Annotated in this window: 17 protein-coding genes; 14 read left to right on the top strand and 3 right to left on the bottom strand. The window is 72.1% G+C overall.

Features of this window, described 5'->3' with window-relative positions:
- Positions 1–9: 9 nt before the first annotated feature.
- The 5 genes from OG485_RS11775 to OG485_RS11755 all read left to right on the top strand — a co-directional run bounded on the left by OG485_RS11775 (position 10) and on the right by OG485_RS11755 (position 5,773).
- Complete coding sequence (locus OG485_RS11775) at positions 10–327, top strand: hypothetical protein (RefSeq protein ID WP_328668056.1); 318 nt, start codon at positions 10–12, stop codon at positions 325–327.
- 75 nt (positions 328–402) lie between these two features.
- A complete protein-coding gene (locus tag OG485_RS11770; protein WP_328668055.1) occupies positions 403–1,218 on the top strand; it encodes a TlyA family RNA methyltransferase in 816 nt (271 codons plus the stop codon).
- The gene (locus tag OG485_RS11765; RefSeq protein WP_326788629.1) at positions 1,215–2,120 is read left to right on the top strand and encodes an NAD kinase; all 906 of its coding nucleotides are present in this window, start codon (positions 1,215–1,217) and stop codon (positions 2,118–2,120) included. The genes OG485_RS11770 and OG485_RS11765 overlap by 4 nt, the downstream gene beginning before the upstream one ends.
- 143 nt (positions 2,121–2,263) lie before the next feature.
- Positions 2,264–4,006: a DNA repair protein RecN gene (gene recN / locus OG485_RS11760; protein ID WP_328668054.1), complete on the top strand. Its 1,743-nt coding sequence runs from the start codon at positions 2,264–2,266 to the stop codon at positions 4,004–4,006.
- A gap of 630 nt (positions 4,007–4,636) precedes the next feature.
- On the top strand, positions 4,637–5,773 hold the full coding sequence (locus tag OG485_RS11755; RefSeq protein WP_328668053.1) for a glycosyltransferase family 4 protein: 1,137 nt from the start codon (positions 4,637–4,639) through the stop codon (positions 5,771–5,773).
- A 34-nt stretch (positions 5,774–5,807) separates the two neighbouring features.
- Here the strand turns inward: OG485_RS11755 and OG485_RS11750 are convergent, their stop codons facing one another.
- The 3 genes from OG485_RS11750 to OG485_RS11740 form a co-directional block, all read right to left on the bottom strand.
- A complete protein-coding gene (locus OG485_RS11750) occupies positions 5,808–7,436 on the bottom strand; it encodes a PucR family transcriptional regulator (protein ID WP_328668052.1) in 1,629 nt (542 codons plus the stop codon).
- A gap of 99 nt (positions 7,437–7,535) precedes the next feature.
- A complete protein-coding gene (locus OG485_RS11745) occupies positions 7,536–8,930 on the bottom strand; it encodes an FAD-binding oxidoreductase (protein ID WP_328668051.1) in 1,395 nt (464 codons plus the stop codon).
- A 106-nt stretch (positions 8,931–9,036) separates the two neighbouring features.
- Positions 9,037–10,839, bottom strand: coding sequence for a glycoside hydrolase family 15 protein (locus tag OG485_RS11740; RefSeq protein WP_328674326.1), 1,803 nt, complete (start codon positions 10,837–10,839; stop codon positions 9,037–9,039).
- Positions 10,840–11,387: 548 nt separating this feature from the next.
- Here OG485_RS11740 and OG485_RS11735 point away from each other — a divergent pair.
- The 9 genes from OG485_RS11735 to OG485_RS11695 all read left to right on the top strand — a co-directional run bounded on the left by OG485_RS11735 (position 11,388) and on the right by OG485_RS11695 (position 22,704).
- Positions 11,388–13,055, top strand: coding sequence for a CTP synthase (locus OG485_RS11735; protein ID WP_328556349.1), 1,668 nt, complete (start codon positions 11,388–11,390; stop codon positions 13,053–13,055).
- Positions 13,056–13,172: 117 nt separating this feature from the next.
- A complete protein-coding gene (locus tag OG485_RS11730; protein WP_328668048.1) occupies positions 13,173–13,799 on the top strand; it encodes an NUDIX hydrolase in 627 nt (208 codons plus the stop codon).
- Between the two features lie 218 nt (positions 13,800–14,017).
- Complete coding sequence (locus OG485_RS11725) at positions 14,018–16,099, top strand: tetratricopeptide repeat protein (protein WP_328668046.1); 2,082 nt, start codon at positions 14,018–14,020, stop codon at positions 16,097–16,099.
- 162 nt (positions 16,100–16,261) lie between these two features.
- A complete protein-coding gene (ald, locus tag OG485_RS11720; RefSeq protein WP_328668044.1) occupies positions 16,262–17,386 on the top strand; it encodes an alanine dehydrogenase in 1,125 nt (374 codons plus the stop codon).
- A 437-nt stretch (positions 17,387–17,823) separates the two neighbouring features.
- Positions 17,824–18,951, top strand: coding sequence for a ParA family protein (locus OG485_RS11715; protein WP_328668042.1), 1,128 nt, complete (start codon positions 17,824–17,826; stop codon positions 18,949–18,951).
- The gene (locus OG485_RS11710) at positions 18,936–19,514 is read left to right on the top strand and encodes a hypothetical protein (RefSeq protein ID WP_328556354.1); all 579 of its coding nucleotides are present in this window, start codon (positions 18,936–18,938) and stop codon (positions 19,512–19,514) included. The genes OG485_RS11715 and OG485_RS11710 overlap by 16 nt, the downstream gene beginning before the upstream one ends.
- An 18-nt stretch (positions 19,515–19,532) precedes the next feature.
- Positions 19,533–20,813, top strand: coding sequence for a segregation and condensation protein A (locus tag OG485_RS11705; RefSeq protein WP_328668036.1), 1,281 nt, complete (start codon positions 19,533–19,535; stop codon positions 20,811–20,813).
- Positions 20,810–21,466, top strand: a complete 657-nt coding sequence (gene scpB, locus OG485_RS11700; RefSeq protein WP_326788640.1) for an SMC-Scp complex subunit ScpB — start codon at positions 20,810–20,812, stop codon at positions 21,464–21,466. The genes OG485_RS11705 and scpB overlap by 4 nt, the downstream gene beginning before the upstream one ends.
- Positions 21,466–22,704 (top strand): pseudouridine synthase, encoded by a 1,239-nt coding sequence (locus tag OG485_RS11695; protein WP_328668034.1) that lies wholly within the window; start codon positions 21,466–21,468, stop codon positions 22,702–22,704. Before scpB ends, OG485_RS11695 begins: the two co-directional genes overlap by 1 nt.
- The last annotated feature ends 50 nt before the right edge of the window (positions 22,705–22,754 follow it).

Raw genomic sequence — 22,754 nt, 5'->3', positions numbered from 1 at the left:
CGTCGGGGCATGAACGACTCAGTCCCCGAGGGCGAGCCTCCCGAGGCCATGGCCGAGCAGGAGCCCGGCCCGGCCGCGCAGGCGGAACCGGAACCCGCGTACGACCCCGCCGCACCGGCCCCGCTGAACATCCCGCGTGTCCCGACGGGCCACGCCGACGTCGACGCCCGGCTCGACCGCCTCGCCGACGCCGACCGCCTCGCCACGGACGGACACCTCGAGGTGTACGAGGATGTGCACCGGGGGCTGCGCGACGCGCTCACCGCGCTCGACGTCCGCCCGGGAGCCCCGGCTCCCGCCGGCCGCCCGGCCGCCGCCCCGCAATGAGATCCTTCGGGATACCCGGGGAACGTCCCGGGCGACCCTTTCCATCGCCGTACGACCGCAGGAGCTGAACCGAACGTGGCAGGAGTGGCACGCCGCCGCCTCGACGCCGAGCTGGTCCGCAGGAAGCTCGCCCGCTCGCGCGAGCACGCCGGACAGCTGATCGCCGCGGGCAGGGTCAGCGTGGGCAAGACCCTCGCGACCAAGCCCGCCACGCAGGTCGAGACCGCCGCGGCGATCGTGGTCAGCAAGGACGACAACGACCCCGACTACGTCTCGCGCGGCGGGCACAAGCTCGCCGGCGCGCTCGCCGTCTTCGGGCCGCAGGGCCTGAAGGTCGAGGGGCGGCGGGCACTGGACGCCGGCGCGTCCACCGGAGGCTTCACCGACGTACTGCTGCGCGCGGGCGCCGCCCGTGTCGTCGCCGTGGACGTAGGTTACGGACAACTCGCGTGGTCTCTCCAGAGCGATGAACGCGTCATCGTCAAGGACCGTACGAACGTACGCGAGTTGACGTTGGAGGCGATCGATGGGGAGCCCGTGGACCTTGTTGTCGGGGATCTGTCCTTCATCCCGCTCGGACTGGTGCTGCCCGCCCTCGCGCGGTGCACGGTGCCGGATGCCGACCTGGTGATGATGGTCAAGCCGCAGTTCGAGGTGGGGAAGGACAGGCTGGGCAGCGGCGGTGTCGTGCGCAGCCCGGAGCTGCGCGCCGAGACCGTGCGCGGTGTGGCGGGACGGGCCCAGGAGCTGGGGCTCGGAGTGAAGGGCGTGACAGCGAGCCCGTTGCCCGGACCGTCGGGCAACGTCGAGTACTTTCTGTGGCTGAGCGCCGGGGCGCCCGAACTCGACCCGGCCGACGTTGACCGTGCAGTGGCGGAGGGGCCGCGTTGACACAGACCCGAGCTCGTACTGTTTTCCTGCTGGCCCACACCGGGCGGCCGGCAGCCATCCGCAGCGCGGAGCTGGTCGTCCAGGGGCTTCTGCGTTCCGGGATCGGCGTCCGGGTCCTCGCGGCCGAGGCGGCCGATCTGCCGCTGCCGGCCGAGGTGGAGCTGGTCCAGGAGGCCACTCCGCAGTGCCTCGACGGCTGCGAGCTGCTCATCGTCCTCGGCGGTGACGGAACGCTGCTGCGCGGCGCCGAGTTCGCCCGCGCCTCCGGTGTGCCGATGCTCGGCGTCAACCTCGGGCGGGTCGGCTTCCTCGCCGAGGCCGAGCGCGACGATCTGGACAAGGTCGTCGACCGGGTCGTCACCAGGGCCTACGAGGTCGAGGAGCGCATGACCGTCGACGTGGTCGTGCACCGCAACGGCGACATCGTGCACACCGACTGGGCGCTGAACGAGGCGGCCGTGCAGAAGGTGTCCGCCGAGAAGCTCCTCGAAGTGGTGCTGGAGATCGACGGGCGGCCCGTCACCGGGTTCGGCTGCGACGGGATCGTCTGCGCGACCCCGACCGGGTCGACCGCGTACGCCTTCTCCGCGGGCGGGCCCGTGGTCTGGCCCGAGGTCGAGGCCCTGCTGATGGTGCCGATCAGCGCGCACGCCCTGTTCGCCAAGCCGCTGGTGACCTCACCGGACTCGGTGCTCGCCGTGGAGGTGCTGCCGCACGTTCCGCCGGGCGTCCTGTGGTGCGACGGACGGCGGACCGTGGAGCTGCCGCCGGGCGCGCGGGTCGAGGTGCGGCGCGGGGCCGTGCCCGTGCGGCTCGCCCGGCTGCACCACGCGTCCTTCACCGACCGGCTCGTCGCCAAGTTCGCACTGCCCGTGTCCGGGTGGCGCGGAGCACCGCACTAGCCACAGTCACACCCCGGCACCCGGTTCCGCCCGGGTGCCGGGCCGCCTCCGCGAGGGCCGTCGGCGAACGAGATCAGCCCCGGAAGGTAACGCTCGGTTCTCTTTGCGGGGGGCGGCGTCGCACGGCGCCGGGAAAACCTCGTATGGTCGGGGGCGTGTTGGAGGAGATGCGGATACGGTCGCTCGGAGTCATCGACGACGCGGTCGTCGAGTTGTCACCCGGCTTCACCGCCGTGACCGGTGAGACCGGTGCGGGCAAGACGATGGTGGTCACCAGCCTCGGGCTGCTGCTGGGCGGGCGTGCGGACCCGGCCCTCGTGCGGATCGGCGCCAAGAGCGCGGTCGTGGAGGGGCGGATCAGCGTACCCGCGGGCGGGACGGCCGTCGTACGGGCCGAGGAAGCGGGTGCCGAGCTCGACGAGGGCATGCTGCTGATCAGCCGTACCGTTTCGGCCGAGGGGCGTTCACGCGCGCATCTGGGCGGACGCTCGGTGCCGGTGGGCGTGCTCGCCGAACTCGCCGACGAACTCGTCGCGGTGCACGGCCAGACCGACCAGCAGGGGCTGCTCAAGCTGTCCCGGCAGCGGCAGGCCCTGGACCGGTACGCGGGGGACGCGGTCGCCGTTCCGCTCGCCAAGTACGCGGGCGCCTATCGCCGGCTGCGGGCCGTCTCGGCCGAGCTGGACGAGATCACGACGCGTGCGCGGGAACGGGCCCAGGAAGCCGACATGCTGCGCTTCGGCCTCGACGAGATCGCGGCCGTCGAGCCGCGCGCCGGCGAGGACGCGGAGCTGGCGGCGGAGGCGGAACGGCTCGGGCACGCGGAAGCGCTGGCATCGGCCGCCACCGCCGCGCACGCCGCGCTGGCGGGCAACCCCGAGGACCCGGAGGGAATCGACGCGGCCACGCTCGTCGCGGGCGCCCACCGGGCACTCGAGGCCGTAGGGTCGCACGACTCGGCCCTCGCCACGCTGTCCGGGCGCATCGGGGAGATCGCCATCCTGCTCGGCGACGTCGCGGGCGAACTCGCGGGTTACGCCGACGACCTCGACGCCGACCCGCTGCGACTGTCGGCCGTCGAGGAGCGCAGGGCCGCGCTCACCCAGCTGACCCGGAAGTACGGCGCGGACATCGACGCCGTGATCGCCTGGGCCGAGCGGAGCTCCGAGCGGCTCACCGAACTCGACGGCGACGACGACCGGCTCGGCGAGCTGACCGCCGAGCGGGACGCGCTGCGCGGCGAACTGGGCGGCCTGGCCCAGGCGCTGACGGACGCCCGCGCGGAGGCCGCCGAACGGTTCGCCGCCGCCGTCACCGCCGAGCTGGCCTCGCTCGCGATGCCGCACGCGCGCGTGTCCTTCGAGCTCCGGCAGACGGACGACCCGGAGGGGGTGGAGGTCGGCGGACGCCTGGTGGCCTACGGTCCGGCCGGTGCCGACGAGGTGGAACTCCTGCTCGCCCCGCATCCCGGGGCGCCGCCGCGGCCCATCGCCAAGGGGGCGTCCGGCGGTGAGCTCTCGCGGGTCATGCTCGCGGTGGAGGTCGTGTTCGCCGGGACCGACCCCGTGCCGACGTACCTCTTCGACGAGGTCGACGCGGGCGTCGGCGGCAAGGCCGCGGTCGAGATCGGGCGCCGGCTGGCACGGCTCGCCAAGAGCGCGCAGGTCGTCGTCGTGACGCACCTGCCGCAGGTGGCCGCCTTCGCCGACCGGCAGCTCCTGGTCGAGAAGACCAACGACGGGTCGGTGACCCGGTCCGGCGTGAAGGTGCTGGAGGGCGAGGAGCGGATCCGCGAGCTGTCCCGGATGCTGGCCGGCCAGGAGGACTCCGTGACGGCCCGGGCGCACGCGGAGGAACTCCTGGCTGCGGCCCGCGCGGACGCCTAGCAGGAGCGGTCCTGCCCCCTTGGCGGGGGCTGGACCGCCCGTCTGCACTGCCCGTCTGGACGGGCCCGTCCAGACTGATCCGGGCGGGCGGGTCCGCCCGGGCTCCGTGGGCCTGTCGCCTGCTCTTTTCGCCCCCTCCGCCCCTGCCCTTCCCGTACCTGGGGCTCCGCCCCGGACCCCGCTCCTCAAACGCCGGAGGGGCTGAATGCGACGAACGGGCCCGGGGAGTGCGGGCTCTTGGGTGCGCCTGTGTGAGGTTCGGCGCGCCTTTCGGTGCGCGGGTGCACCTTTGCCACCGGTGTCGCGGGCGAGGGCGTCTTCGGTACCGAGGTGACGCGTGATGCGCCGGGCGGCTTCCGGAGACCGAGATGACCTGTGGTGCCAGGGGGCCTATTCGGTCGTATGGTTCGGTCCTCCCCGGAATGGGCTATTCATCACTCGTGCGGGTGACGGTCGTCGCCGGGTTGCCTTGTCTGACGTGCCCTCGTCGTGATGGCGGTGCCGGAACGCCCGGGATGCCTGGCATCCTTGGCGTAGTACGCGGTGCACGACGTGCGGTACCCCTCCTCCGCACGACCTTCTGTACGTTTCCTCGTGACCGTCCGACGCCGAACCAGGAGCCCCGGCCGCGTGAGCCACGTGAGCAGCCACTCAGCGCACGGCCAGTCGCCGCTGCGCACCGTGCAGGTGCTCGGCGGCGGAAGCGCGGGCAGCAGCGCGCACGTACGGTCGCTGGCCGCGGGTCTGGTCGCCCGAGGGGTCCGGGTCACCGTCTGCGCTCCCGCCGAGGCGGACCGCGTGTACGGGTTCACGGAGGTCGGCGCGCACCACGTTCCCGTGCCCCGCAGCAGCGACCCCGCCTCGGTCTCCGCGCTGCGGGCGGCCTGCGCGGACGCCGATCTCGTGCACGCGCACGGGATCCACGCGGCGCTGCGGGCCGTGCTGGCGCTCAGCGGGCGACGCGTTCCCCTCGTCGTCACCTGGCACACCCGCTCGGAGGCGGACGGCGCCCGGGTCCATGTCCTGCGGCTCCTCGAACGCAGGGTCGCCAGAGCCGCCGCCGTGGTGCTCGGGACCTCGTCGGACCTGGTGGACCGGGCCCGCAGGAGGGGAGCGCGGGACGCGCGGCTCGCCGCCGTCGCGCTTCCGGCGCCGCGCCTGCCCGTCGAGCCGGTGGAACCCGACCGGTTCCGGCACAAGGCGCGGGCCGAACTCGGCGCGACCGACCGCCCGTTGCTCATCGCGGTCGGCTCACTCGACCGGTACCGCGGCTACCACACCCTCCTGGACGCCTCGCGCGCCTGGTGCCGCCTCGATCCCGTGCCGCTGCTGGTGATCGCGGGGGAGGGGCCGCTGCGCGCCGTTCTCCAGCGCCGGATCGAGGACGAGGAACTGCCGGTCCGGCTCATCGGGCGGCGCGAGGACGTCACGGAACTGCTGGCGGCCGCCGACCTCGTCCTGCTGCCCAGCCGATGGGAGTCGCGCTCGGTGCTGGCGCAGGAGGCCCTTCACGCGCGTGTTCCGCTCGTCGCGACAGCGGTCGGGGGCATCCCCGAGACGGTCGGCGACGCGGCCGAACTCGTCCCGTACGGCAACGCGAAGGCGCTCGGCGACGCCGTCCTGCGACTGCTCGCCGATCCGGCGCGCCGGGAGGTGCTGCGGGAGAAGGGCGCCCGGCAGGCCGCCACGTGGCCGACCGAGGACGAGACGGTCGCCCAAGTGCTGAGCGTCTACGACGAGTTCACCCAGTTCCGGCCGCTGGTCTGACACCCGGGACCTGGGGCGGGCAGGCGGGCAGGCCTCAGGGAACGTGTCTGCGTGCCCGCAGCGCCAGGCTCAACGCCAGTACCGTCTGCGGGTCGTCCAGGTCCATGCCCAGCAACTCACCGATCCTGGCCAGGCGGTTGTACAGGGTCTGCCGGTTGAGATGCAGTTCGCGGGCGGTCTCCGCCTTGCGGCCCGCGTGCGCCAAGTACGTCTGGAGGGTGGGAAGAAGAGGCGGTTTGGAGCGGACGTCGTGGTCGCGGAGCGGGCCGATCGCGCGCTCCACGAAGGCGGCCAGGTCGGGGTGCTCGCGCAGTCGCCACAGCAGCAGGTCGATGTCCAGACGGCGTGCGTCGTACCAGGGCCGGTCCGACAGTCCCTGCGCGGCCGTCGCCGTCTCCGCCGCGTGCCGCAGACCCGCCGACGCGGCCGCCCAGCCGCCGGCGACCCCGACCACCACCACCGGCGGCTGTGCCCCGGGCCGCTGCATGCCCGCGCGTTCCACCCCGGCGCGCAGCGCCGCCGCGACGCGGTCCGCGACGGCCCCCCGTTCCGACTCCGAGCGCAGGCCCAGCAGCAGCGGGACCCGGCCCTCGACGGGACGTACCCCCAGCAGCACCGGGACGCCCACCGAGGCCAGCTCCTCGGCGACGGCGCGGGCCAGGACCGCCCAGCCGCCGCCGGGCGCGAGGCCGTCGGCGAGTCGCATCACGACCGGCAGGAGCGGGCCGGAGCCGGGCTTGAAGCCGAGTACCCGGGCCTGTGCCGGCGCGTCCTCGGCCTCGATCCGGCCCTCGGCCAGGTCGGTCAGGAAGTCGCCGCGCCCCCGCGCCGCCAGTTCCTCCTCCTGGCGGGCCTGCATCAGCACGACGGCCAGGATGCCGGCGGCCCGCTCGGCGGCGATCCGGTGCACCGGGGCGACCGGAGCGCCGACGGGCAGCAGCACCAGGCGGGCCCGTACGGAGCCGGTGCCGGGGCCGCCGCCGGGCACGTCCACCAGGATGGTCCCCGCGGGCGGCTCCTCCTTGTGCTGGCCGCGCAGCCCCTCCCAGACCTGGAGCGGGTCGGCGCCCGTGGAGCCGGCCCCGGCCGCGTACAGGAGCTGTCCGTCGGCCGTCTCCAGGAAGACCGGGCTGCCGCTGAAGTCGGCCAGGATGCGCAGGACCTGAGGCACTCCGCCGCCGCCGAGCAGGGCCTCGGTGCAGCGCCGGTGCACTTCCTCGGCCTGCTGGAGCAGTGCGTAGTGGCCGTTGACGATCTCGGTGTGGATCTCCTCCGTGACCGTCACGAAGGGCACTTCGCGGTGCAGCTGGACCAGCGGCAGACCGGTGGAACGCGCCGTCTCCACGAGCGCGGCCGGGAGCCGGGTGAAGCGCGGGCCGAGCTCCACGACGAGGGCCGCGATCCCGCGCTCGGCCAGGGTGCGGACGAACGCGCGCTGGTCGGCCGGGCGGGTACCGAGACCGTACCCGGTGGTCAGCAGCAGTTCGCCGCCCTTGAGCAGCGAGGCGATGTTCGGCACCTCGCCCGCGTGCACCCAGCGTACGGTCCGCTGCAGCCGGTCGGCCCCCGCGATGATCTCCGGCAGCCCGCTGCGCAGTCCGGGCAGCTCAAGGGCCCGCTGCACGGTGATTCCGGCGCCCTGGGTGTCGTAACGGCTGTCCATGGAGCGGACGCTACCCGCGGACGGCTCGGGGAGGCATCCCAGGGCCTGGGCGGGCGACCGGGGGAGCCGCCGCGGGCGGTGTCCGGGTGAGTGCCGAGGTCAGGCGGCGGCCGGTACCGGGGCGATGTTGTGGTTGAAGCGGAAGACGTTGTCCGGGTCGTACTCGGCCTTCACCGCGGCCAGCCGCCTGAGGTTGTCCGCGCCGAGCCCGGCCGTGACGCGGTCCGTGCCCTCGTCCCCGATGAAGTTCAGATAGACCGCGCCGGTGCTCCACGGCCGGACGTCCTCGCGGACCTTCCTGACCCAGGCGACACACCGCTCGTCGTCGGCCGGGTCCTCCCAGATCCCGAAGGGGTGCACGGCCCAGGGCGCGTCGCGGTAGGGGACCGGGAACCGGGACGGTCCGGCGGCGATCGCGCCGCCCTGCGGGAACAGCACGTGCTGGTTGCCGGTGGGGACGGGCATGGCCTCGCCGAGGGCGCAGAAGACGTCCACGAAGTCGTCGGGCGCGCCGGTGACGTATTCCGCCGACCAGTAGTTCCGCATGCCGGGCGGGTCGTCGAGCATGGAATTGAAGTCGGGGTAGGGCAGGGCCGTGACGATCTCGACCTCGTGCGGCAGCGCCAGCAGCGGCTGCGCGACCTTGCGCATGTCCTCCTCGCCGCCCGCGTACGCCACGAGGGCGCCGCACAGCCGCTTGCCGACCAGATGCCCGGGCATGAACTCCTCGGGCGGGCCGGTCAGGTAGAGGACGCCGCCGCCCGCCTCCGGCGGCCCGTTCTCGATGATCTCGCGGTAGACGCGCACGACGTCGGGGCCGGCGTCCGGCCGGAACATCACCATGGCGATCGAGAACTCGGGCAGCGGGTGCAGCTTGAGGGTCAGCGCGGTGGCGACGCCGAAGTTCCCGCCGCCGCCGTGCAGGGCCCAGAACAGCTCCGGGTTCTCCTGGTCGGTAGCGCGTACCGGAGAACCGTCGGCGGTCACCAGCTCGACCCCGAGGAGATTGTCGACGGCGAGGCCGAAGGAGCGGTCCAGCCAGCCGCTGCCGCCGCCGAGGACGAAGCCGCCGACGCCGGTCGTGGAGACGCGGCCGCCGGTGGTCGCGAGGCCGTACGGCTGGGTGGCCCGGTCGAGATGGCTCATCAGGGCTCCGCCCTCGACCCGGACCGTCTCGGACCCGGGGTGGACGGTGACGGCCTGCATGCGGCTGAGATCGATGACGAGACCGCCGTCGTTGAGCGACATGCCGGAGACGCTGTGACCGCCTCCGCGTACGGCGATCGGCAGATCGAGGTCACGCGCGAAGCGCACCGCGCGTGTCACGTCGGCCTCGCCCTCGCACCGTGCGATCACGGCGGGCCGCCGGTCGATCATCGCGTTGAAGATCGTCCGGGCTTCGTCGTACCCCGGATCCTCGGGGGTGACCACATCGCCGGCGAGACCCGCGCGGAACGCGGCCAGTGCCGCGCCGGTCTTCGAAAGGGGAGCCATGGAAGCCGCCCCCTTCCATGAGGGGACAGGACTCCTTAAGGCTAGGCGGGTACGGCGCATCGGGCGCGTCGGGGACGGATCCCCCACGCGCCCGGCACAGGCCCGCTCAGCCGCCGTACGCCCCGCTGGCCGTCAGCCGCAGGGCCGTGTCGATGAGCGGGACGTGGCTGAAGGCCTGCGGGAAGTTCCCGACCTGGCGCTGCAGACGCGGGTCCCACTCCTCGGCCAGCAGACCGAGGTCGTTGCGCAGGGCCAGCAGACGCTCGAAGAGCTTGCGGGCCTCGTCGACCCGGCCGATCATCGCGAGGTCGTCGGCCATCCAGAACGAGCAGGCGAGGAAGGCGCCCTCGTCGCCCTCCAGACCGTCCACGCCCGCGTGTTCGCCGGAGGTCGGATAGCGCAGGATGAAGCCGTCGGAGGTGGACAGCTCGCGCTGGATCGCCTCGATGGTGCCGATCACCCGCTTGTCGTCCGGCGGCAGGAAGCCCATCTGCGGGATGAGCAGCAGGGAGGCGTCGAGCTCCTTCGAGCCGTAGGACTGCGTGAAGGTGTTCCGCTCCTGGTCGTAGCCCTTCTCGCACACGTCCCGGTGGATGTCGTCGCGCAGTTCGCGCCATTTCTCCAGCGGGCCGTGCGCGTCCCCGGACTCGACGAGCTTGATCGTGCGGTCGACGGCGACCCAGGCCATCACCTTGGAGTGCACGAAGTGCCGCCGCGGGCCCCGGACCTCCCAGATCCCCTCGTCCGGCTGGTCCCAGTGGGTCTCCAGGTAGCGGATCAGCTTCAACTGGAGGAGCGAGGCGTAGTCGTTGCGGGACAGGCCCGTCATATGGGCCAGGTGCAGGGCCTCGGTGACCTCGCCGTAGACGTCGAGCTGGAGCTGGTGCGCGGCGCCGTTGCCGACCCGGACGGGCGTCGAACCCTCGTACCCGGGAAGCCAGTCGAGCTCGGCCTCGCCCAACTCCCGTTCCCCCGCGATGCCGTACATGATCTGGAGGTTCTCCGGGTCGCCGGCGACCGCGCGCAGCAGCCACTCGCGCCAGGCGCGGGCCTCCTCGCGATAGCCGGTGCGCAGCAGCGAGGAGAGGGTGATGGCCGCGTCGCGCAGCCAGGTGTAGCGGTAGTCCCAGTTGCGTACGCCGCCGATCTCCTCCGGGAGGGAGGTGGTGGGCGCGGCGACGATGCCGCCCGTGGGCGCGTACGTCAGGGCCTTCAGCGTGATCAGGGAGCGGACGACGGCCTCGCGGTAGGGGCCGTGGTACGTGCACTGGTCGACCCAGTCGCGCCAGAACTCCTCGGTCGCCTCCAGCGACTGCTCCGGCTCGGGCAGCGGCGGCGGCTGCTTGTGCGAGGGCTCCCACGACACGGTGAAGGCGACGCGCTCGCCCGGTGCCACGGTGAAGTCGGCGTAGGTGGTCAGGTCCTTGCCGTACGTCTGACAGTTCGTGTCGAACCAGACCGAGTCGGGTCCGGCGACCGCGACCGTGCGCCCCTCGTGCCGGCGCACCCAGGGCACGACGCGGCCGTACGAGAACCGCATGCGCAGCGTGGAGCGCATCGGCACCCGGCCCGTGACGCCCTCGACGATCCTGATCAGCTGCGGCGCGCCGTCGCGCGGGGGCATGAAATCGGTCACCCGGACCGTGCCACGCGGTGTGTCCCACTCGGATTCGAGGATCAGCGAGTCGCCGCGGTACCGGCGGCGCGAGGCCGTCGGCGGCTGCGCGTCGGCGGCGTGCGCGGGACCGAGCCGCCAGAAGCCGTGATCCTCCGTGCCGAGCAGTCCCGCGAAGATGGCATGGGAGTCGAAGCGGGGCAGGCACAGCCAGTCGACTGTGCCGTCCCGGCAGACCAGCGCGGCTGTCTGCATGTCTCCGATGAGTGCGTAGTCCTCGATGCGCCCGGCCACGTGCATCTCCAGTCGAACGGCCACGGCGCCCCTTCGCGGGGCGGTCGCTCTTGCGGTCAAAGGGAACGTAGGTACTGCAAAAACAGTAGGCAATGGGAGTCGGTAACTGCGGAACGTCGATGATGGGGGACGTCCGTCGTGCGTCGCTGCGAAACGCCGGTTGTCGGTGCGATGGGCGATGCGATTGTCGTTTCGAACGAACTGACAGGCCCTCTTTGTTCCGGTTACGTACGGGATGGTGCCGTGTGCCGGAGGGGCTCGGCAGCGAGTGTCCGAGCAGGATACGACGCACGTGGAAGATCCGCGTGCCGCTCCGGACAACCCGGCTGAGCCGATCGAGTGAGCGGTGTGTGAGCTGTGTGCCGAGCCGGGTGCTCAGGTGTGCGCGGAGCGTGGCCGGAAGCGACCTCGTCCGGTCGCTGATACCCTGGTAGCCCGTGGACCGGTGGGCAAGAAACCCCCGAACCGCAGCGACGGCAACCCCCGGAAATCTCCGGGCCCCACGCCGGCACGCACCCCAGACCGACCACGGGAGCCCCCTCTTGGCCATGCCGCCCAGTGCTTTTCGAAACAGCACAGCCACGACGACCAAGCACATCTTCGTCACCGGGGGTGTCGCCTCCTCCCTCGGCAAGGGCCTGACCGCCTCCAGCCTGGGCGCGCTGCTCAAGGCGCGGGGTCTGCGCGTCACCATGCAGAAGCTCGACCCGTACCTGAACGTCGACCCGGGCACCATGAACCCGTTCCAGCACGGCGAGGTGTTCGTCACCAACGACGGCGCCGAGACGGACCTGGACATCGGGCACTACGAGCGCTTCCTCGACGTGGACCTGGACGGCTCGGCCAACGTGACCACCGGTCAGGTGTACTCCACCGTCATCGCCAAGGAGCGGCGCGGCGAGTACCTCGGTGACACCGTGCAGGTCATCCCGCACATCACCAACGAGATCAAGCACCGCATCCGCCGTATGGCGACCGACGACGTCGACGTCGTCATCACCGAGGTCGGCGGCACGGTCGGCGACATCGAGTCGCTGCCCTTCCTGGAGACGGTCCGCCAGGTCCGTCACGAGGTCGGCCGCGACAACGTGTTCGTCGTGCACATCTCGCTCCTGCCGTACATCGGCCCGTCCGGCGAGCTGAAGACCAAGCCGACGCAGCACTCGGTCGCGGCGCTGCGCAACATCGGTATCCAGCCGGACGCGATCGTGCTGCGGGCCGACCGCGAGGTCCCCACCGCCATCAAGCGCAAGATCTCGCTGATGTGCGACGTCGACGAGGCCGCCGTGGTCGCGGCGATCGACGCCAAGTCGATCTACGACATCCCGAAGGTCCTGCACACCGAGGGCCTGGACGCCTACGTCGTCCGCAAGCTGGACCTGCCGTTCCGTGACGTGGACTGGGCGACCTGGGACGACCTGCTCGACCGCGTCCACAACCCGGTCCACGAGATCACCATGGCGCTCGTCGGCAAGTACATCGACCTGCCCGACGCCTACCTCTCGGTCACCGAGGCGCTGCGCGCCGGCGGTTTCGCCAACAAGGCCCGCGTCAAGATCAAGTGGGTCACCTCGGACGACTGCAAGACCCCCGCGGGCGCGGCCAAGCAGCTCGGCGACGTCGACGCGATCTGCATCCCCGGCGGCTTCGGCGACCGCGGCGTCTCCGGCAAGGTCGGCGCGATCCAGTACGCCCGCGAGAACAAGATCCCGCTGCTCGGCCTCTGTCTCGGCCTGCAGTGCATCGTGATCGAGGCCGCGCGGAACCTGGCCGACATCCCCGACGCCAACTCCACCGAGTTCGACTCCGGCACCGGCCACCCGGTCATCTCCACGATGGCCGAGCAGCTCGACATCGTGGCGGGCGAGGGCGACATGGGCGGCACCATGCGCCTGGGCATGTACCCGGCCAAGCTCGCCGAGGGCTCGATCGTGCGCGAGGTGTACGACGGCAAGGAGTACGTCGAGGAGCGGCACCGTCACCGCTACGAGGTGAACAACGCCTACCGCGCCGAGCTGGAGAAGAAGGCCGGCCTCCAGTTCTCCGGAACCTCCCCGGACGGCAAGCTCGTCGAGTACGTCGAGTACCCGCGCGACGTCCACCCGTACCTGGTCGCGACCCAGGCGCACCCCGAGCTGCGCTCCCGTCCGACCCGGCCGCACCCGCTCTTCGCGGGCCTGGTCAAGGCCGCGGTGGCACGCAAGACGGGCAAGTAGGGCCAAGTAGCACCAGGTTGTACGGTGACCGGGGTGCGGGTCCGCGGGAGTTCCCGCGGGCGCGTGCCCCGGTTCCGTCACCGGACCGGACTCTTTCTGCGTGTGGGAGGACAGGCCATGACGATCAAGGACACCCCCGAGGAGTGGGAGGTCCGGGCGACCGAGACCCCCTTCAAGGGCAACAAGACCTCGGTGCGCACCGACGACGTGGTCATGCCCGGCGGATCCGTGGTCCGCCGCGACTACCAGGTCCACCCGGGCTCCGTGGCCGTGCTCGCCCTGGACGACGAGGACCGTGTCCTGGTCCTGCGCCAGTACCGCCACCCCGTGCGCCACAAGCTGTGGGAGATCCCGGCGGGCCTGCTCGACATCCCCGGCGAGAACCCGCTGCACGCCGCCCAGCGCGAGCTCTACGAGGAGGCGCACGTCAAGGCGGAGACCTGGCGCGTGCTGACCGACGTCTACACCACGCCCGGCGGCTGCGACGAAGCCATCCGGATCTTCCTGGCCCGTGACCTCTCCCAGGCGGAGGGCGAGCGGTTCGAGGTCGAGGACGAGGAGGCCGACATGGAGCTGGCCCGCGTCCCCCTCGGTGAACTCGTCAGCGGTGTGCTCGCCGGCGACCTGCACAACAACTGCCTGGTCGTGGGCGTCCTCTCGCTGCTCGCCGCGCGAAACGGCGCCGGACTCGACGCCCTGCGCCCGGCCGAGGCGCCCTGGCCCGCGCGCCCCTTCGAGGCCTGACGTCCGCCTCGGGGGCGGCCGCGCCGTCCCGGAGGCCGGCCTCGGACGGGCCGCGTACGCCCGTCCGGGGGCACCGGTCCTACGATCGCCTGATCCGATCGGGGGATATCGCCGCCGCGCTCCGCACGGATCGTCGCAGAGCGTGAACTAGGCTCGGGAAAACGCCCGTACCGGAGTTCCGGCGGGCTTGCGCGTGCGGTGGAACGGGAGCGTGGCCCGTGGCGGATCAGGCGGTGGACGACGGCGGCACCAAGGTGTCGTCCCAGGGGCAGCGGCCGGCTGCCGGGTCCCCTCCTACGAAGAGTCAGTTCCTGGGCCGTACAAGAGAGTTGAAGGAACTCCGGGCGGACATCGAGCGCGCCGGCCTCGACACCATCGCCGGCCGCAAGGCCCCGCGGGCCCGGGTGCTGCTGATCGCGGGCAAGCCCGGCTCCGGCCGGACCGCGCTGGCGGCCCAGCTCGCCGCGCAGGTCGCCGAGAGTTACCCCGACGGCATACTGCGCGCCCGCCTCACCGAACCCGACGGCACCCCGGTGCCCACCGAGGCCACCGCGCGGGAACTGCTCACCGCCCTCGGACTGTCCGCACCCCCCGGAGCCGACGCCGACGACCTCGGCGAGCGGCTGCGCGAGGCCCTCGCGGTCCGCCGGGCGGTGCTGCTGCTCGACGACGCCGCCGACGCCGAGCAGGTCGACGCGCTGCTGCCCGACTCCCCGGACTGCCTGGTCGTCGCCGTCTCCGGCGGGCCGCTGACCGGAATCGCGGACGTCCGTCCCTGCACGCTCGGCGGCCTGGACACCAAGTCCGCCCTCGAACTCCTCGGCCACTTCACCGGCTCGGTCCGCATCACCGTCGACCCGCTCGCCGCCGAAGGACTGGTCGAACTGTGCGCGGGCCAGCCGACCGCCCTGGTGCTGGCCGGCGGCTGGCTCGCCGCGCGCCCCACCGCCGCCGTCTCCGATCTCGCCAAGCAGCTGCGCACCGAGGGCGAGGACGGCACACCGCTGGACCGCGTCTTCCGGCTCTCGTACGCCTCCCTGCCGGGCACCGCCGCGCGGATACTGCGACTGCTCTCGCTGGCCCCCGCGGGCCTCGTCGACCCGCACACCGCCTCCGCGCTGGCCGGCTGCTCGGTCCAGACGGCGCACACCACGCTGGACGAGTTCGTCGGCCTCGGCCTGGTGCGGGCGATCCCCTCGGAGCTGCCGCAGTACGAGGTTCCCGGCTGCCTCCATCCCCTGCTCCGGACGCTCGTCGACACCCATGACCGGGCCGCCGAGGTGCAGCTGGCCCGCGCCCGGATGCTGGAGCGGACCGTACGGCTCCTGGTGTCCTGCCGTGCCATCACCGAGACCGACAGCTCGCCCGCCCGCGAGAAGCTCGCGGGGATGCCGCGCGCCCTGCGCTTCTCCGGTCCCCGGGCGGCCGAGGACTGGCTGCGTGTGCGCCGGCCCGCGCTGCTCGCCTCGGCGCGGCTGGCGGTCGCCGACGGGGAGCTGGACACCCTCGCCCGGCGGCTGATGGCCGCCCTGGTGCGGGCGATGGCGGCCCATTTCGGCACCCGGGCCGCGGCGTCCGACCTGTACGGCATCCACCGTCTCGTGCTGGACGTCGCCGAGCGCCGGAACCTGCCGCGCGAGAGGGCGGCGGCCCTGCTCAATCTCGCCGACCTCGACGCGCAGACCGGCCGCGGGACCGACGCCCTCGCCCGCTACCGGGCCGCGCTGGACGCCGGACGCGAGGCGAACGACCCGTACGCGACCGGCCGCGCGATGGAATCCGTAGGCGGCGCCCACCAGGAGCTCGGGGACCACGACCGGGCCGCCGACTGGTACGGCAGGGCGCTCGCCCAGCGGCTCGCCCGGGACGAGCGCGCCGACGCCGCCCGGCTGTACGGGCGTATCGCCACCGCGCACACCTACGCGGGCCGCTACGGAGAAGCGCAGGTCAACTGGCGCGCCGCGGTCGCCTGGCACCGCAAGAACGGTGATGTCGCCTCCCAGGCAAGGGCGTTGAGCGAGATGGCCCGGGTCCAGGAGTACGCGGGGCGTCCCGAGGAGTCGCTGCGCACCTGCCAGGAAGCCGTCGAGTGGGCGCGCCGCGCGGACGACGTACGTCTGCAGGCCGCGCTCCAGGTCAGGCTGGCCGACACCCTGGACCGGCTCGGCGACCCGGCGGCCGCCCGGCTGCACCGAGCGGCGGCCGAGCGCATGCTGGGAGATGAGCTCCCGGAGAGCGCGTCCGGAGGGGAACGCGACGCTAACGCCTACGAAATCCGTAGTTCATCCGCTGAAGATTGATGCATTGAAAGGCTAGACAGAGGGAATCCCTTCATTAGACTGGCTCCGCCGCGTTCTTCCGTGGTGTCTCCCGGTGTGCTCCCGTACGTCGGGTATGACATGCATTGCCTGGCTTGCATCGCCTCGGCACGCATAGCCCCAGAGCCCTCTGAGTCAAGGACCGTGATCGACGTGAAGGTCGGCATCCCCCGCGAGGTCAAGAACAACGAGTTCCGGGTGGCCATCACCCCCGCCGGTGTGCACGAGCTCGTGCGCCACGGCCACCAGGTCTTCGTCGAGCAGAACGCCGGTGTCGGCTCCTCGATCACGGACGAGGAGTACGTCTCCGCCGGAGCGCAGATCCTGTCCACCGCCGACGAGGTCTGGGCCACCGCCGACCTGCTGCTGAAGGTCAAGGAGCCCATCGCGGAGGAGTACCACCGCCTCCGCAAGGACCAGACGCTCTTCACCTACCTGCACCTGGCCGCTTCCAAGGAGTGCACGGACGCCCTCCTGGAGTCCGGCACCACGGCGATCGCCTACGAGACCGTCGAACTGCCGAACCGCGCCCTGCCGCTGCTCGCCCCGATGTCCGAGGTCGCGGGCCGTCTCGCCCCGCAGGTCGGCGCCTACCACCTGATGCGCGCCAACGGCGGCCGCGGCGTCCTGCCCGGCGGTGTCCCGGGCGTGCTGCCGGCCAAGGCCGTCGTCATCGGCGGCGGTGTCTCCGGCTGGAACGCCGCGCAGATCGCCATCGGCATGGGCTTCGAGGTGACGCTGCTCGACCGCGACATCAACAAGCTGCGCGAGGCCGACAAGATCTTCGGCACGAAGGTCAAGGCCGTCATGTCCAACTCCTTCGAGCTGGAGAAGGCCTGCCTCGAGGCCGACCTCGTGATCGGGGCCGTCCTGATCCCCGGCGCCAAGGCGCCGAAGCTGGTCACCAACGAGCTCGTCGCGCGGATGAAGCCCGGGAGTGTCCTTGTCGACATCGCGATCGACCAGGGCGGCTGCTTCGAGGACTCGCGTCCCACCACGCACGCCGAGCCGACCTTCCCGGTCCACAACTCGGTCTTCTACTGCGTCGCCAACATGCCCGGCGCGGTCCCCAACACCTCGACGTACGCGCTGACCAACGCCACGCTGCCGTACATCGTCGAGCTCGCCGACCGCGGCTGGACCGAGGCCCTGCGTCGCGACAACGCGCTGGCCAAGGGTCTCAACACCCATGACGGCAAGGTTGTTTACCGCGAGGTCGCCGAGGCCCACGGGCTGGAGCACGTCGCGCTGGAGAGCCTGCTCGGCTGAGTTTCCCGACGGCTCCGGGAGTGACTCCAGGAGCCGGCACCGGCTGCCGACTCGGCGCTGAGAAAAGGCGATACGTCAACACGGGTCGTCAACACCGCACACTCGGCCGGACCTTGCCCGACAAGGTCCGGCCGGGTGTGTGTCGGGTCACTTTGCGGCACTCGTTCAACTCGCCACGAACGTAACTCTTCAACCGATTCGCACACCGGTGGGACCTGCCGTGCGACGGCCTTACGCCCTTGACAGAGGGATGTTCGGTTGCCGACACATCGGGTCGGGTCCGGCGGATTGTGTTGCTGCGGAGCGGTGACACGCCATAGAGTCGCCAATCGTCGGCATGGTGCCACGCTGACCTATCGAGAAGTTCCCTGGTCACCAAGGAGGTAAGACGACTTGTGAATGAGTCGACATTTACTCCCGGGGGTGGTCAACCAGGAATGCCGGCGCGGGGCCAGAGCCCCACGGGGCTCGAGGCTGTCGGCTCCGTCGCTGTCCGCACCTTCGCAGCCCACCAGAGTCCCCGGACGACTCAGACAGCACACCCGAGCATGGATGGCCATCACGTGAACGCCATGGCCGGCAACGGAAGTGGCGAGATCCACACCCACTTCGCCGACTACGACGAACTGCCCGAGGGGCACTTCTACGACCCCGACGCCGAGTACGAGCCCGATCCGGAGTACGCGGCCACGCTCGCGCCCGACGCGGCCCGTCAGCGCCGTGAGCGCATCGGCCCGACGGGACGCCCGCTGCCCTACTTCCCGATCCCGGGTCCGCTGACCAGTCACGGCCCCGCGACGATCATCGCGATGTGCAACCAGAAGGGCGGCGTGGGCAAGACCACGTCGACCATCAACCTGGGTGCCGCGCTCGCGGAGTACGGACGCCGGGTGCTGCTCGTCGACTTCGACCCGCAGGGCGCGCTGTCCGTGGGACTCGGCGTCAACCCGATGGAGCTCGACCTCACCGTCTACAACCTGCTCATGGAGCGGGGCATGGCGGCCGACGAGGTGCTCCTGAAGACGGCGGTCCCGAACATGGACCTGCTGCCCAGCAACATCGACCTGTCCGCCGCCGAAGTGCAGCTGGTGAGCGAGGTCGCCCGCGAGTCCACGCTCCAGCGCGCCCTGAAGCCGCTGTTGGCCGACTACGACTACATCGTGATCGACTGCCAGCCCTCGCTCGGCCTGCTCACCGTGAACGCGCTGACGGCGGCCCACAAGGTGATCGTGCCGCTGGAGTGCGAGTTCTTCGCGCTGCGCGGTGTCGCGCTGCTCACCGAGACGATCGAGAAGGTCCAGGAACGGCTCAACCCCGAGCTGGAGCTCGACGGCATCCTCGCCACGATGTACGACTCCCGCACGGTGCACAGCCGTGAGGTGCTCGCGCGCGTCGTCGAGGCCTTCGACGATCACGTCTACCACACCGTGATCGGCCGGACCGTCCGCTTCCCGGAGACCACCGTCGCCGGTGAGCCGATCACCACCTACGCCTCCAACTCCGTCGGCGCCGCCGCCTATCGCCAGCTCGCCAGGGAGGTGCTCGCCCGGTGTCACGCCGAGTGAGTCTGCCGGGGGCCGACGAACTGTTCCGTACCACCGGGGGCATGGCGCTCCAGTCGTCCACCCCCAACCGCCGGACCAACGGCGAGGCCCGGGTGCCGGCTCCGGCCGGCGAGAGCGACGCGGCGGCGGGGGAGGACGCGCCCCAGTCGGTGCCCGTCCAGGGCGGTGACGGCGAAGGCGACGAGCATGTCGCCGCCGGCGCCGAGTCGTCCGGCGCGGGGGAGTCCCGCAGCCGGGGCGGCGCCCCGGACCGTTCGGGGCGGCGTCAGCCGGGGCAGGAAGGTTCTGGCGCCCCTTCCACGTCGGTGCAGTCGTCCCGCAAGCGGGCGCGTGCCGCCAACCGCCGGCCCAGCGGGCGGGAGCGGCACGACGAGAAGATCACGGTGTACGTGTCCGCCGAGGAGCTGATGGACCTCGAACACGCGCGCCTGGTGCTCCGCGGCGAACACGGTCTCGCCGTCGACCGCGGGAGGATCGTCCGCGAGGCGGTCGCCGTGGTCCTGGCGGATCTGGAGTCCCGCGGGGACGCGAGCATTCTCGTCCGGCGACTGCGCGGGCGGTAGCGGTAGCCTTCGACGGTTATGACCTCGAACGTCCCGCCCCCGTCAGCCGCCTCCGGCGGCCGTCGGCGCGCGCTGGGGCGCGGTCCCGGCAGCGTGCCGGGGCCGGTCGAGGCACCGCCTGAGCCTTCCGTCCCGGCCGGCCCGTCGGCCGAACCCCCGAAGGCCCCCGCAGAGCCGCCCGAGACGCCCCGGGAGGGCACCGGGAGGCCCGGCGGGCCCGGGACACCGGCCGAGGCCCCGGGGGCGCCTGAAGGCCCCACCGCGCCCTCCGTGGCGCCGGAAGGGCCGGCGGAGCCGCCCGCGGGCGGCTCAGAGACGACCGAGGCGCCCACGGCACCCGGCGACCGCCCGCGGCCCGGTACGGACGGTGCGGGCGCCGGAGGGGCCCCCTCGGCCGACGAGGATTCCGGCGGCGCTCCCGCCGATTCCGGGAGCGGTGTCTTCAAGGTGCGGCTCTCGAATTTCGAGGGGCCCTTCGACCTGCTGCTCCAGCTCATCTCCAAGCACAAGCTCGATGTCACCGAAGTGGCGCTGTCCAAGGTCACCGACGAGTTCATGGCGCACATCCGGGCGATGGGCCCGGACTGGGATCTCGACCAGACGACCGAGTTCCTGGTCGTCGCGGCGACCCTGCTCGACCTGAAGGCCGCCCGGCTGCTGCCCTCCGCCGAGGTCGAGGACGAGGCCGATCTGGCCCTCCTGGAGGCGCGGGACCTGCTCTTCGCACGGCTGCTGCAATACCGCGCGTACAAACAGATCGCGGACATCTTCAACGCCCGCCTCGACGAGGAGGCCCGCCGCTACCCCCGTACCGTCGGCCTGGAGGCGCAGTACGCCGAACTGCTGCCCGAGGTCGTCATCAGCATCGGGGCCGAGGGCTTCGCGAGGCTCGCCGTGAAGGCGATGCAGCCCAGGCCCAAGCCCCAGGTGTACGTCGACCACATCCACGCGCCGCTCGTCAGCGTGCAGGAACAGGCCCGGATCGTGGTCGCGCGGCTGCGGGAACTCGGCGAGGCGAGCTTCCGCTCGCTCGTGGAGGACACCGGCGACACCCTCACCGTGGTCGCCCGCTTCCTGGCCCTGCTGGAGCTCTACCGGGAGAAGGCCGTCGCCCTGGACCAGGACGAGGCTCTCGGGGACCTCGTGGTGCGCTGGACGGGCGGGGAGGACGACGAGGGTCCGCGGGTGACGGACGAGTTCGACCGGCCGGCGGAAGCGGCGAAGGAAGCGGCGAAGAACGGGGCGAAGGAAGCGGCGAAGGACGCGGCAGGGCGCGGGAGCGAGAAGGAGAAGGCGTGAGCGAGGAGAGCACCGGCACCCCCGCGGGGCCGCCCACCGTCGCCGACCTCGATCTCGGGGCCGCCCTGGAGGCCGTCCTGATGGTCGTGGACGAGCCGGCCACCGAGGAACACCTGGCCAAGATCCTGGAGCGGCCCCGGCGGCAGGTCGCGGACGCGCTGCGCGCACTGGCCGACGAGTACACCGTCCAGGGCCGCGGATTCGAGCTCAGACTGATCGCGGGCGGCTGGCGCTTCTACTCGCGTCCCGCGTACGCGAGCGCCGTCGAACGCTTCGTCCTGGACGGCCAGCAGGCCCGGCTCACCCAGGCGGCCCTTGAGACGCTCGCCGTCGTCGCGTACCGCCAGCCGGTCAGCCGATCAAGGGTTTCGGCGGTCCGCGGAGTCAACTGTGACGGCGTGATGCGCACCCTCCTCCAGAGGGGTCTGGTCGAGGAGGCGGGCACGGAACCCGAAACAGGTGCGATCCTGTACACGACGACGAACTACTTCCTGGAGCGAATGGGCCTGCGCGGTCTGGACGAGCTCCCGGAGCTCGCGCCCTTCCTCCCCGAGGCGGACGCGATCGAGGCCGAGACGCTGGAAGGGGTCCCGTCGTTCGATCCGGATGCACCGGACGCAGACGCAGACGACACGACGACGACGGAACTTTGATGCGAAGCAGTGGCAGCGGCAGTGGCGGCAGTGGCAGGAACAGCGGGCGCGGCAACCCGCGGGGAACCGGCGGGAGCGGCGGGAGCGGCGGCTCGCGCGGCAGCGGCGGTTCGCGTGGGACCGGCGGGGGCGGTGGCTCCCGTGGAACGGGCGGGAGCGGCGGCGGCTCGCGCGGCAGCGGCGGGAGCGGCTCGCGGGGAACCGGCGGGAGCGGCTTCCAGCCGAGGAGCTCGGCGCAGGGGCGCGACGACCAGCCGAAGCGTCCCAGCAAGCCCCGTCCCGAGGAGCGTCGCTACGACGTAGGCCCCGGCGGCACGCACGAAGGCCCGAAGTCCGGTCGCGGAGCCTCCGCGCGCGGTGGCGCCAAGGGCGGCCCCAAGCAGGGCCAGCAGCGCGGCGGCCGCACCGAGCCCGCGCGCTCCCGTGAGTACGAGACCCGGACCGAGGAGCGCAACCGGGACCGGTACGCGGGCAAGCCGGACATCAAGCTGCCCAAGACCTTCCCGGGCGCCGAGGAGGAGGGCGAGCGCCTCCAGAAGATCCTCGCGCGAGCGGGCTACGGCTCCCGGCGTGCCTGCGAGGAGCTGGTCGACCAGGCCAGGGTCGAGGTCAACGGCGAGATCGTCCTGGAGCAGGGTCTGCGCGTCGACACGGAGAAGGACGAGATCAAGGTCGACGGCCTGACCGTCGCGACGCAGTCGTACCAGTTCTTCTCGCTGAACAAGCCGTTCGGTGTCGTCTCCACGATGGAGGACAACGAGGGCCGCCAGTGCCTCGGCGACTACGTGACGAACCGCGAGACGCGGCTCTTCCACGTGGGCCGGCTCGACACCGAGACCGAGGGCGTCATCCTGCTCACCAACCACGGCGAGCTGGCGCACCGGCTGACCCACCCCAAGTACGGCGTGAAGAAGGTCTACCTCGCGCACGTCCAGGGCCCGATCCCGCGTGACCTGGGCAAGCGGCTCAAGGACGGCATCCAGCTGGAGGACGGGTACGCCAAGGCGGACCACTTCCGTGTCGTGGAGCAGACCGGCAAGAACTACCTGGTCGAGGTGACCCTGCACGAGGGCCGCAAGCACATCGTGCGCCGCATGCTCGCCGAGGCCGGTTTCCCGGTCGACAAGCTGGTGCGCGTCGCCTTCGGCCCGATCACCCTGGGCGACCAGAAGTCGGGCTGGCTGCGCCGCCTGTCGAACACCGAGGTCGGCATGCTCATGGCCGAGGTCGGTCTCTGACCCCGGAAGCCCCCTGAGGCCGGGAGCCCCCACGGCTCCCGCGGCCCGCG

The sequence above is a fragment of the Streptomyces sp. NBC_00328 genome (genome assembly GCF_036139655.1).
Taxonomy (GTDB): Bacteria; Actinomycetota; Actinomycetes; order Streptomycetales; family Streptomycetaceae; genus Streptomyces.
The sequence above is the reverse complement of the archived record's forward strand: the minus strand, read 5'-3'. Positions and strand labels throughout refer to the sequence as shown.